The sequence below is a fragment of the Agrobacterium sp. CG160-95 genome (assembly GCF_053521725.1).
This window is the reverse complement of record NZ_JBNWDU010000002.1, coordinates 234,708-247,356: the sequence shown is the minus strand read 5'-3', so window position 1 is coordinate 247,356 and position 12,649 is coordinate 234,708. Positions and strand designations below refer to the sequence as shown.

8 protein-coding genes and 1 tRNA gene are annotated in these 12,649 nt (G+C 58.3%); all 9 read right to left on the bottom strand.

Going from position 1 to position 12,649, the window contains the following annotated elements; all coding sequences use genetic code 11:
• Nucleotides 1-316: 316 nt before the first annotated feature.
• The 9 genes from ACQZ63_RS07810 to ftsH all read right to left on the bottom strand — a co-directional run bounded on the left by ACQZ63_RS07810 (nucleotide 317) and on the right by ftsH (nucleotide 12,532).
• A tRNA-Met gene (locus tag ACQZ63_RS07810) sits at nucleotides 317-393 on the bottom strand.
• Nucleotides 394-528: 135 nt separating this feature from the next.
• A complete protein-coding gene (gene mnmA / locus ACQZ63_RS07805; protein ID WP_035199644.1) occupies nucleotides 529-1,725 on the bottom strand; it encodes a tRNA 2-thiouridine(34) synthase MnmA in 1,197 nt (398 codons plus the stop codon).
• A gap of 205 nt (nucleotides 1,726-1,930) precedes the next feature.
• Nucleotides 1,931-3,121: an OpgC family protein gene (locus ACQZ63_RS07800; RefSeq protein WP_003511376.1), complete on the bottom strand. Its 1,191-nt coding sequence runs from the start codon at nucleotides 3,119-3,121 to the stop codon at nucleotides 1,931-1,933.
• Nucleotides 3,122-3,610: 489 nt separating this feature from the next.
• Nucleotides 3,611-4,693, bottom strand: a complete 1,083-nt coding sequence (locus ACQZ63_RS07795) for a Tim44 domain-containing protein (protein ID WP_111801832.1) — start codon at nucleotides 4,691-4,693, stop codon at nucleotides 3,611-3,613.
• Between the two features lie 225 nt (nucleotides 4,694-4,918).
• Nucleotides 4,919-6,514 carry a phosphoglycerate dehydrogenase gene (serA, locus tag ACQZ63_RS07790; protein ID WP_003511378.1) on the bottom strand — a complete coding sequence of 532 codons (1,596 nt, stop codon included), beginning with the start codon at nucleotides 6,512-6,514 and terminating at the stop codon, nucleotides 4,919-4,921.
• A gap of 83 nt (nucleotides 6,515-6,597) precedes the next feature.
• Nucleotides 6,598-7,776, bottom strand: a complete 1,179-nt coding sequence (locus ACQZ63_RS07785; protein WP_113555446.1) for a phosphoserine transaminase — start codon at nucleotides 7,774-7,776, stop codon at nucleotides 6,598-6,600.
• 216 nt (nucleotides 7,777-7,992) lie between these two features.
• Nucleotides 7,993-8,838 (bottom strand): outer membrane protein, encoded by an 846-nt coding sequence (locus ACQZ63_RS07780; RefSeq protein WP_003511380.1) that lies wholly within the window; start codon nucleotides 8,836-8,838, stop codon nucleotides 7,993-7,995.
• Between the two features lie 188 nt (nucleotides 8,839-9,026).
• Nucleotides 9,027-10,379, bottom strand: a complete 1,353-nt coding sequence (gene glmM, locus ACQZ63_RS07775) for a phosphoglucosamine mutase (RefSeq protein WP_003511381.1) — start codon at nucleotides 10,377-10,379, stop codon at nucleotides 9,027-9,029.
• 188 nt (nucleotides 10,380-10,567) lie between these two features.
• On the bottom strand, nucleotides 10,568-12,532 hold the full coding sequence (ftsH, locus tag ACQZ63_RS07770) for an ATP-dependent zinc metalloprotease FtsH (protein ID WP_013761814.1): 1,965 nt from the start codon (nucleotides 12,530-12,532) through the stop codon (nucleotides 10,568-10,570).
• Nucleotides 12,533-12,649: the final 117 nt, after the last annotated feature.

Genomic DNA, 12,649 nt, shown 5'->3' with positions numbered 1-12,649 from the left:
TCGTGTCTTACCGCTCCCCTTACGAGCGGCATACGGAAGTGGTTACTCTCTGCCATCCGCCGCTAAACTGGCAAACAGAGTCTTCTACCGCAACAATATGGTCGCCTTGATCTTGTCATAATTCATTTGATGTGCTTTTGTTCGCTCGCCCTTGTGGGAGGGGGTAAAGGTTGAGACCCGCTGGCTGTTTCGATACGGCAAGCGGGTTTCCCTTTTTTTGGCGTCCGGCCAGCCACAGGCAGTGCGAGGAATGCCGCAAATTCTCAACGCACGTCCAGAAGACGACGCAAACTTTGCTTTTCTCATTGAAGATGAATGGTAGCGGGAGAGGGACTTGAACCCCCGACACGCGGATTATGATTCCGCTGCTCTAACCACCTGAGCTACCCCGCCACAGGGAAAACGTGACAGCCATGTGACCGTCCGCTCCATCAGGATGAGCGGCTTATAAGGTGCCGCTCCCCAAAGTGTCAAGCGCATGACGCGCAAAAAATTCGCTTTCCACACGGCGGTGAAAACCGAATTGTTTCAGGCAGCAACCGGCTTTTCCAAAAGCGCCTTCAGCGAAGCCTCGGCGTCCACCGAGCGTTCCGAACGTTCGATGAAACCACCACCGTAAACGCGGGCATCAGCGCCCGGTGCAGAATAGAGCACGCAGGCCTGACCGGGAGCGACACCCGCCTCGCCGGTCATCAAATCCACGTAGATGCCGTTTTCATCGGCATGCAACATCGCTTCGGTTGGCGGGCGGGTGGAGCGCACCTTGGCGAAGCAGGCAAAGCCCTGCCCGGCCTCGTCCGCGAGCGCGCCATCGCCAAGCCAGTTCATGTCTCGCAGATAGACACGGCGGGTCTCCAGCGCCTCCCGCGGACCGACGATGACCCTGCGGCCACGCGCATCGAGATGCACGACGTACAGCGGCTCTCCAGTCGCGACACCAATACCCCTGCGCTGACCGATGGTATAATGCACGATACCGTCATGGCGGCCGAGTACGCGCCCGTCCAGATGGACGATATCGCCCGCCAACGCCGCATTTGGCTTCAGCTTGTTGATGATATCGGTATATTTGCCCTGCGGCACGAAACAGATATCCTGACTGTCGGCCTTCTTGGCGACGACGAGACCCATGTCTTCCGCCAGCGCGCGTGTTTCGGCCTTGGAGAGACCGCCGAGCGGAAACCGCAGATAGTCGATCTGCTCCTGCGTCGTTGCAAACAGGAACCAGCTCTGGTCACGATCACTATCGATCGGGCGATAGAGCGCGCGGCGTCCCGGTTGGCCGGCAACGGGATTGGGACGCGAGCGGATGTAGTGGCCTGTCGCCAGCGCATCTGCGCCGAGTTCCTGAGCAGTGGCGAGCAGATCGGCGAATTTTACCGTCTGGTTGCAGGCAACGCAGGGGATCGGTGTTTCACCCATCGCATAGGCTTCGGCAAAGGGATTGATGACGGTTTCGCGGAACCGCGCTTCATAATCCAGCACATAATGGGGAATGCCGAGCGTTTCGCAGACCCTGCGCGCATCGTCAATATCCTGTCCCGCACAGCAGGAGCCGGCGCGGTGCACAGCCGCACCGTGGTCGTAAAGCTGGAGAGTTATGCCGAGGACGTCATAGCCCTCGCGCTTGAGGATACCGGCCACAACCGAAGAATCGACGCCACCGGACATGGCGACAACGATCCGGGTGTCTTCCGGCCTCTTGTCAAAATCGAGCGTATTCACGTTTTTTCCCATCGTCAGTCATAACGGGGGTAAAGGCCCCGCCGCCTGTCGGTCATCCGCTGCGGGAAGCCTCAGTCGAAAAAGACTGTCCTGCCTCGCCACCATGCGGATTTAAGGGCTGCATATAGAAAGGAATGGCCGCGCACGCAAGTACGGGGCGGAAAACCGCCCCGTAAAGCAATCAGAGTGAGGTGGTGACCGGTTGTTAAGCGCCCGCCGTCTTCTGGCCGCTGCTGCCAATCCACTTGTCGCGCTCCCTCCACAGGGCCGGCAAAGCCAGCAAGCCTATTGCGGTAAGGGCGATCAGCGTCTTGCTGACCTGCGAAAGCTCGGCCGTACGGCCATCCAGATAATAGACGCCATAGACGATAGCCACGTGCCAGACATAGACCTGAAGCGAATGGCGGCCGAGCAGCTGCAGGAATTTCAGCGAGAGCACCCAGATCACGCCCTCCGCAATCGAGCGGACGATCGGGCGGTGATGCTTCGGACCGGCGATCACCAGCCAAGTGAGACCCACACCAACAGCAAGGAAATTGATGAGGTAGACCGGGCCGAAATCGGCACGGATCTCCATCGTGGAGAACTTGCCCATCACGAATTCCGGCATCAGGCCCCAGGCGGTTGCAATACGAAGCGGCATAAAAAACAGGCAGATGAGAAGTGCCGCCTTCGGAAGCCATGTTTGTTGCGGTGAGAAGATCGCCTTCCACGGAATGCGGTTCTGCGCCGTCATCGCGCCCAGCACCAGCGCCGAGTAGAACACCAGCTGCCAGCCGAGAAGATTGAAGCTGACGCGGATACCCTGCTCGTCGGCACCCTTGACGAGTTCATTGAGCGGCGTCGTCACGATCTGCTGAAGACCGAGCTGGCCGGCCATCCAGACCAGCAGCGAGCCTGCCATGACATAAGCCCATTTGCCGTCGAGGCAGAGTTTAACGAGGACGGGTGCGAACAGCATGTAAACAATGTACTGCGGCAGAATATCCATGAATGTCGGCTGGAAAAGGAATGTCGCAATCGCTGCCAGACGCAGCGGATCGTCGAACGACGTCATGCCCAGCCAGTTGTACCAGATATAGGGCGCATGCGGGATGACCATGCGGAAGAACAGCACGGCGATGACGAGACCCATCGCATAGCGATAGAGCTCCATCGCCCGGTTCCAGATCATCTGTTTGCCGGCATCATAGCCATATTTCATCATCTTGCGGGCATAGACCATGCCGATCAGCAGACCGGACAGAAAGACGAAGCCCTGCGCGTCTTCCACGAAGGCAAACTGGCGGTGATTGATTTCCACCAGCCAGAAACCGCCTGCAAACACCAGATGGTTGATCAGCATGAAGACGAGGAAGTAACCACGCATCCCGTCGATCAGGTCAAAGCGTTTCATCTCGATAGCTCTCCGTTCTCGCGGGCCGTGCATTGCCCGGCCACCCAGCCCGGCTTGCGGGAGGCGGGCCGGGAATTGGATTGTCAACGCTGTTTTGCGCCTGTGGTTCCCTTCCCAAAGCGGTTTAGAACCGGCGCGAAAAGTAACATTGACGTGTACGCATGCTGGTTAGGATGCGCGGACTGAACACCGGATGAATGAAAAACGGCAATTCCGTGGAGCAAAAGAGCTATGCGCCAGCGCCACACCTCGACGAAGAGGGCGCAAACCCCTGCATGGCAGGGAAAACGCGGACAACCACTCGCGGGACGATACAGATATCACCCGTTAGATTTATCAATCATTTTTTTGGAGAGTTGCGATCTGCCACCGCGATCACTGAATTATCGACGAAAGACAATGTCGAGGCATCACGCATCGCGGCACGCAGAAGCCCGGAGGTTGGTAAAACCTCCGGGCTATTTCATTCAGACAAGACTACGCGTCGTCTCAGGCAGCGGCCTGAATGGCGGCGACCTGCCAGTTGTCGTTACCGCCACGGCGCACGAAGGTCCACATTTCCACCGCTTCGGACGGATGCTGCTCGTCCCCTTCGATCACCTTGCCGGAGGTGCGGTCGCGCATAATGTCGATGGCAGAGTAGCGCATGGCTACCGTTGCATAGTCCTGGCCCTCTTCGTGCCAGGCTTCGGCAACGTCGCCCTGCAGCAGCGTTACGTCGCGCACGTCGTTTTTCACGCCGCTCGTCGCGTTGTCGCTCAGTTCCTCAGCAAGATAGGACATGGCTTCCGGCGTCGTCAGCTTGCGCAACGTGCCGTAATCTTCAGCCCCATAGGCAGCCTGAACATCCTGCAGCATTTTCTGGAAGACTTCGAGATCGCTCTGGGTAATGCCAATTTCGTCACCTTCGGACACTGCATTGGCATGTGCCACCGGCTTTGCGGTTGCGGCAGTGGCCGCGGCTGCGCCGCCTGCAGCACCTGCAAGCGCGCCGATCTTCGGAATCTTGAACGAGGATGCGGAAGGACCTGCCTGCGGGCCGCCGTTAAAGGAGGAGCCGGAATGATCCGTGCGCTGCGATCCGCCTGCGCCACCGAAAGCCGGCTGGCCCTGACGGCGCGATGCGAAGAAGCGCATGGCGAACATGACCAGAAGGCCAATCAGCGCCACCTGCAGCAACATACCGAAGAAACCGGCCATACCGCCGAAACCGCCGCCCATGAGCATGCCGAACAGGCCACCCATCAGCAGTCCGCCCATCAAGCCACCCATCATGCCGCCAAACAGGCCACGGCTCTGCTGCGGTGCCTGCGCACCGGGACGCGCCGGCTGTGCAGCACCGGGCGTCGCCTGGTTTTGCTGGGTGTTAGGAGTCATGCTGCGGTTGATCGGCGCGGTCTGGCCGGGGGCGGTGCTGGTCGACGGCGGCGCGGAAAACGTCCTTGTGCCGCGGCTACCGAAACCGCCGCTCGCACGGCGTGCTTCCGCCATATCGACGGCTACGAAAGATACCGCGATACCAAGCGCGGCGACTGCGAACAAACCTTTGAAGCGCCGAAAGGCAGCAAACATCACTATCTCCTGTTGGCCACCCTCCCATGAGCGGCATATCAGCACGCGATATAGCAACTCATGATCATCATTTTTAGTATGCCCGCCTTAAATTTTTCGTGATATGCAACCAAAGAGAGAAACACGCACACATTTCGGTGAAACCGGCGGTTCAGAAACAAAAAAACCGGCACAGGGTTTCCCCTGCACCGGCCCTTATTGTTCCCTTGGGAGGAACGATAGGTATCAGTCGATGTTGAATGTCAGCGGCCTGACCTGGCGGATTGCCGGGTTGGCGCGCAGCTTGTCCAGCACGTCTTCGGAAACCGGACCATCGACATAAAGAAGCGCGATGGCGTCGCCGCCTTCCTTTTCACGACCGAGCTGGAAGTTGGCAATGTTGACGCCAGCCTCACCAAGCGTGGTGCCCATGAAGCCGATCATGCCGGGAACGTCGGTGTTGGTGATGTAGATCATGTGCGATCCAACATCCGCATCCATGTTGATGTTCTTGATCTGGATGAAGCGCGGCTTGCCATCCGAGAACACCGTACCAGCAACCGAGCGGACTTGGTTTTCAGTCTTGACCGTCAACTTGATGTAACCGTCGTAAACGCCGGTCTTGTCACGCTTGACCTCGGACAGGATAACGCCCTTTTCCTTGATCATAACAGGCGCGGAAACCATGTTCACATCCGCAACCTGGCTGCGGATAAGGCCCGCCAGCAACGCGCTGGTCAGCGCCTTGGTGTTCATGTTGGCGGTTGCGCCATCATAAAGGATTTCGATTTCCTTGGTGGCGCTTTCCTGCACCTGACCGACGAAGGAGCCGAGAACATCCGCCAGACGGATGAAGGGCTTCAGGCGCGGTGCTTCTTCCGCCGTGATCGATGGCATGTTGATGGCGTTGGAGACGGCACCCTTGACCAGATAATCCGACATCTGCTCGGCAACCTGAAGTGCAACGTTTTCCTGTGCTTCCGTGGTCGAAGCGCCGAGATGCGGCGTGCAGACGACATTGGGAAGACCAAAAAGCGGGCTTTCGGTGGCGGGCTCGACTTCGAAAACGTCAAAGCCTGCACCGGCGACATGGCCGGACTTGATGGCGTCGGCAAGAGCCGCCTCATCCACCAGACCGCCACGGGCGCAATTGACGATACGTACGCCCTTCTTGGTCTTGGCAAGGTTTTCGGCATTGAGGATGCCGCGTGTCTTGTCGGTCATCGGCACATGCAGGGTGATGAAATCGGCCTGCGCCAACAGCTCGTCCAGCTCAACCTTCGTCACGCCCATTTCCTGCGCGCGCTCCGGCGACAGGAAGGGATCGTAGGCCAGAACGTGCATCTTCAGGCCAAGTGCGCGCGAGCAGACGATGGAGCCGATGTTGCCGGCACCGATGACACCGAGCGTCTTGCCGGTGATTTCGACACCCATGAATTTCGACTTTTCCCACTTACCCGCCTGCGTGGAGCTATCGGCAGCCGGAAGCTGACGCGCGACGGCGAACATCAGCGCAATCGCATGTTCGGCAGTGGTGATAGAGTTGCCGAACGGCGTGTTCATGACGATGATACCGCGGCGCGAAGCGGCCGGGATATCGACGTTATCGACGCCGATACCGGCGCGGCCGATGACCTTGAGATTGGTCGCCGCTTCGATCAGCTTTTCGGTCGCCTTCGTGGCGGAACGAATGGCAAGACCATCGTAATTGCCGATGATTTCAGCCAGCTTGTCCTTGTCCTTGCCGAGTTTCGGCTGGAAATCGACTTCGACGCCACGATCACGGAAAATCTGGACGGCGGTTTCCGACAGTTCGTCGGATACGAGTACGCGAGGTGCCATGGTTCAGGGGCTCCTTGAAAAACGGTGCAGTTTTAAAAGCGGGAAATCGGCGGCCCTGCATCAACGCAGGGCCGGTATCAAAATCAGGCGGCAGCCTTGGAAAGTGTTGCCTTCTGCGTCTGGTAGGCCCAGGCGAGCCAGGGCATGACGGCTTCCATATCGGCCGTCTCGATGGTTGCGCCGGCCCAGATGCGCAGACCGGACGGTGCGTCACGGTAAGCGCCGATATCGAGGGCGACATTTTCCTTTTCAAGCAGGGCAACGATGCCCTTGGCGAAATCTGCCTGCGCAGCAGCATCCAGCGCCTGTACGTCGGGATCGACGATCTTCAGGCAGACGGAGGTGTTGGAGCGGGTTTCCGGCTTGACGGCCAGGTTGGCGATCCAGTCGTTCTTCTCGATAAAGTCGTAGATAACCTTGGCATTGGCATCAGCACGGCCAATCAGCGCCTTCAGGCCACCAAGGTTCTTCGCCCACAGCAGCGCGTCGATATAATCCTCAACGCAGAGCATGGACGGGGTGTTGATGGTTTCGCCAGTGAAGATACCTTCGATGAGCTTGCCGCCGGAGACCATGCGGAAGATTTTCGGCAGCGGCCATGCCGGCGCGTAGCTCAGCAGACGCTCGACAGCGCGCGGCGAAAGGATGATGACGCCGTGGCCACCCTCGCCGCCCAGAACCTTCTGCCAAGAGAAGGTGACGACGTCGAGCTTTGCAAAGTCCATATCCTGCGCGAAGGCCGCCGAGGTGGCATCGCAGATCGTCAAACCCTTGCGGTCAGCAGGAATGAAATCGGCATTGGGAACGCGGACACCGGAGGTGGTGCCGTTCCAGGTGAAAACCACATCGCGGTCGAAATCGACTTCTGCCAGGTTCGGCAGCAGGCCGTAATCGGCCTCCAACTTGCGTACGTCCTTCAGCTTCAGCTGCTTGACGACATCGGTGACCCAGCCGGCACCGAAGCTTTCCCAGGCAAGCATATCGACGCCGCGTTCACCGAGCAGCGACCAAAGGGCCATTTCAACGGCGCCGGTGTCGGACGCGGGAACAATGCCGATGCGATAATCGGCAGGAACATTGAGAATTTCACGGGTGAGATCGATGGCCTGCTTCAGCTTGGCTTTGCCAGCCTTGGCGCGATGCGAGCGACCGAGCGGTGCATCGGAGAGAGCATCTAGCGACCAACCGGGACGCTTCGAGCAGGGACCAGAAGAAAAATGCGTATTGCCCGGACGGAGGTCCGGCTTCACTATATCTGTCATTTGACTACCCTTTCAGATAGGCGCCTCTCGTTAGGGAGAGGTGTCCTGACGCCGTTGCTATTCCTCTCACCGGCCTCCGTCAAGCGGAATATGTCGCTACGCATGAGAATTTTAGTCCATATGCGTCATGCGACGAATTGGATACCGCTGAAAACAAAAACCGCCCGCACCGGAGGAGGATGCGAGCGGCTTGAAGCTAACAGTCGGGCGTGACGTTTATTTATAAACGGCAGGCTGCAGCGGAATATCGGCAGGCGGCATGTATTGCGCGGTATCGCAGCCGTTAAAGACATAACGGCCACCGACGCGAACCTCATGCGAATACAGACCCTTGTCGCGGCCAGGACCGCCACCATTCGCAAAATCGAACATGTCGCCCTTGTTGATCTGGCGGAAGCGGTAACCGACATCTGCCTTCAGATTACAGGTAACATCGATCGATGCACCGGCCATCAGGGCATAGGCGAAGCGCCACTTGCCTCTGCCGCCATGTTCGGTGGTCGGGTCGCAGCCAAGGCCATTGGTGCTGCACGAGGTATTGCGCAGCTTATCCCATTTGACGTAGGAGCCGCCGATACCGCCGCCAACGTAAGGCGTGATGCGGCCATACGTACCAAGATCGACATAGGCGTTTGCCATCAGCGTGTATGCTCTAAGCGAGCTGAGATCCGCTGAAACGCAGGGACCGGGCACGGAACCACAGCCGCCGATGGTAGACCCGCGGAAATCCGATTTACCCATGTAATCGAAGGTTACGTCACTGCGGAAATAGTTGTTGAACTGATAACCGACACCGGCGCCGACGATGTAGCTATCCTTGACATTAGCCGTATCGAAATCGGCGAGATAACCACCCGGTCCACCCTGATAATAGTTGGCGCCGCGAAGCTTGTTGAAGGAATAACCGACGTCGCCGCGCAGATACCAACCACTTGCCTGCGTGATCTGCACTTCGGGTGCCTCGACATAGGCAGGCGCAGGTTCAGCTTGATAAAGATCGGCAGCGAAGGCGCTCGTGCCGGTCATCAGAACGGCCAGAATGCCGGCCAAAGCGTTTTTCATGACTTCCACTCCAGAAGAGGCACCTGCCGTTGCGGCAGCAAATGCCAGTGAACTGTTCAGTCACGGAGATTGGCGTAAAATGGTTAAGTCCCGATTAACCACGATCATTCACTATATTTATTAGGCAATACTCAAAGAAAAAGCCGACTCGAAAGCCGGCTTTTTCTTTTCACATTTGGTGGCGCAATTTATGCAGCCGAGCGGGCATTGGTGATGACGCCGACGAGATCGTTGACGATCTGCTCCACCTTCGCACTATCGTCGCCCTCCGCCATGACGCGGATCAAAGGCTCCGTACCGGAGGGGCGGATAACGAGGCGGCCATTATTGGCCAATGCGCTTTCCGCATCGGCGATCGCCTGCTGCACGATCGGATTTTCCAATGGCTTGCCGCCGGAAATACGGACGTTCTTCAAAAGCTGCGGCACCGGCTCGAACTTGCGGCAAACCTCGCTGACGGTAAGGCCCGAACGTTTGACCTTGGCGAGAACCTGCAAAGCTGCCACCAGCCCATCGCCGGTCGTGCCATAATCCGACAAGACGATGTGGCCGGACTGCTCACCGCCGACATTGAAATTGTGGTTGCGCATATGTTCGACAACATAACGGTCGCCCACCTTGGTGCGGGCAAGGGTGAGACCCTTGTCGCCAAGGAAACGCTCGAGACCGAGATTGGACATCACGGTTGCGACGATGCCGCCACCACGCAGGGTATTGTCGGAAGCCCAGCTGTCGGCAATCACCGCCATTAGCTGGTCGCCATCGACGATCTCGCCGCGTTCGTCGACGATGATGACACGGTCCGCATCGCCATCGAGCGCGATGCCGATATCGGCCCGCACCTCATGCACCTTTTTCTGCAGGGCTTCCGGGTGGGTGGAGCCGCATTCGAGATTGATATTGATGCCGTTCGGCTCGTTGCCGATGGTAACGACTTCGGCGCCCAGTTCCCAGAGTGCTGCGGGAGCCACCTTGTAGGCAGCGCCATTGGCACAGTCGATGGCAATCCTGAGCCCGCTCAGCGTCACATCACGCGGCAGGGTACGTTTGACGAATTCGATATAGCGGTAGATATCGCCATCCACGCGCTTGGCGCGTCCGATCTCGCTCGGCTTGGCGAGCTGGGCATAGAGATCCTTGTCGAGAAGATCTTCGATTTCCAGCTCAAGCTCGTCGGAAAGCTTGTATCCGTCGGGTCCGAAAAGCTTGATTCCATTATCGGAAAATGGGTTGTGCGACGCCGAGATCATTACGCCGATATCGGCCCGCAGCGAGCGGGTCAGCATGGCAACAGCGGGGGTTGGAATGGGCCCGAGCAGGAAGACATCAAGGCCGGCCGCGGTGAAACCTGCGACCAGCGCGTTTTCCAGCATGTAGCCCGAAAGCCGGGTATCCTTGCCGATCACGACACGATGGCGATGATGGCCCCGGCGGAAGATCGTTCCGACCGCAATGCCCACACGCATCGCCAGATCCGGCGTCATGGGGAAGACGTTCGATTGTCCGCGGATACCATCGGTTCCGAAATAACGGCGTGCCATTTGAACTCCAAATCTTTCGGGCATTCCGGCATAGCATAAAACTACCGGAAGCGTTTTTGGCTAAATGCCACAAACCACGATAAACAGCACGTAAATTACCGCAAAAATGGCTTATATCTTGTTACCAAACTGAAAAGGCCACCCGGAAAACCGGATGGCCTTTTTCAATAGTCGTCTTGGCCAGGCAATCAGTGCGGCTGCGGCTCCATGCCGCCTTCAGCCTCGCCGTCGCCCTTGGCTTCGCCGTCACCCTTGACTTCGCTTGGGCCGTCCTTCTTGGTGCCTGCTTTCGGAACAGCCGAGCCACGGCTGCCAGGAGAATCGTCACCCAGATCGCGTGCCGGCTTCTCGCCCCTCAGCAAAGCCTTAATCTCGTCGCCCGTGAGGGTTTCGTATTCCAGAAGACCCTCGGCAATAGCAACGAACCCGTCGTGATTGTCCGTCAGGATACGACGTGCCTCTGTATAGGCCTCGTCGATCAGACGGCGGACTTCGGTGTCGATCGTCTGAGCCGTTGCCTCGGAGACATTCTTGGACTGCGAGACGGAATGGCCAAGGAAGACCTCCTGCTGGTTTTCACCATAGGCGACCTGGCCGAGAGCGTCGGAGAAGCCCCATTGCGTTACCATGGCGCGGGCAAGCTTGGTGGCCTGCTCGATATCCGAAGATGCGCCGGAGGTGATGTTTTCCTTGCCGAAGGTCAACTCCTCGGCAACGCGGCCACCCATCATGATCACCAGACGCGACACCATCCATTTGTAACTCATGGAGTAGCGGTCACCTTCAGGCAACTGCATGACCATGCCGAGTGCACGGCCACGCGGAATAATTGTCGCCTTGTGCAGCGGATCAGCCAAGGCAACCTTCAGCGCGGTAATCGCATGCCCCGCCTCATGGTAAGCGGTCAGTTTCTTTTCCGCTTCGGTCATGGCGGAGGAGCGGCGTTCCGCACCCATCATGATCTTGTCCTTGGCGTCCTCGAACTCCTGCATGGTAACCACGCGCTTGTTACGGCGAGCAGCCATCAGGGCGGCTTCGTTGACGAGGTTCATCAAGTCAGCGCCCGAGAAACCGGGGGTGCCACGTGCCAGAACCTTGAGATCGACATTCGGAGCCAGCGGCACGTTGCGAACGTGAACCTTGAGGATGCGCTCACGGCCGACGATATCCGGGTTCGGCACGACGACCTGACGGTCGAAACGGCCAGGACGCAGAAGTGCGGGATCGAGAACGTCCGGACGGTTGGTGGCGGCGATGAGGATGATGCCTTCATTTGCCTCGAAGCCGTCCATCTCGACCAGCAGCTGGTTCAGCGTCTGTTCGCGTTCGTCATTGCCACCGCCGAGACCCGCACCGCGGTGACGACCGACAGCGTCGATTTCGTCGATGAAGATGATGCACGGCGCATTCTTCTTGGCCTGCTCGAACATGTCACGCACGCGGCTTGCGCCGACGCCGACGAACATTTCCACGAAGTCAGAACCGGAAATGGTGAAGAACGGCACATTAGCTTCACCCGCGACGGAGCGCGCCAGTAGCGTCTTACCAGTACCTGGAGGGCCGACCAGCAGCACGCCGCGCGGGATCTTGCCGCCGAGTCGCTGGAACTTCTGCGGATCGCGCAGGAATTCCACGATTTCCTCAAGGTCCTGCTTGGCTTCGTCCACACCTGCGACGTCGTCAAACGTCACGCGGCCGTGCGCTTCCGTCAAAAGCTTGGCCTTTGACTTGCCAAAGCCCATCGCGCCGCGCGAACCGCCCTGCATCTGCCGCATGAAGAACAGCCAGACGCCGAGGATGAGGAACATCGGCAAAAGCGTGCCGAGATAGCTCAAAAAACCGGAAGAACCGTCGCTCTCGGGACGCGCGACGATGGTGACGTTCTTGCTCTGCAAGCGCTCCATCAAGCTGTCGTCGATTACTGGGGAATAGGTCTGAAAGGCCGTGCCGTTTTCGGTATAGGTTCCGAGAACCCGGTTACCGGTGACGGTCACGTCGCGAACTCGCCCGGAATCCACATCGCGGAGAAACTGGGAATACGGAATTTCCCGCGAACCCGTTTGCGTCGGCGAAGTCTGGAACATGCTGAACAAAGCGATCAGCAAGAGGGCAATCACGGCCCACAAGGCGAAATTTCTGAAATTTGGGTTCATCGAACTCCCCGAACTCACACGGACATGTTTGCTGCCCGCTATTACTCGACCCTAACATAAGGACGACATCTGCCGTTGCCAAGGCAAAGGGCGTTATCTGATGCGTTTTGGTGTAAA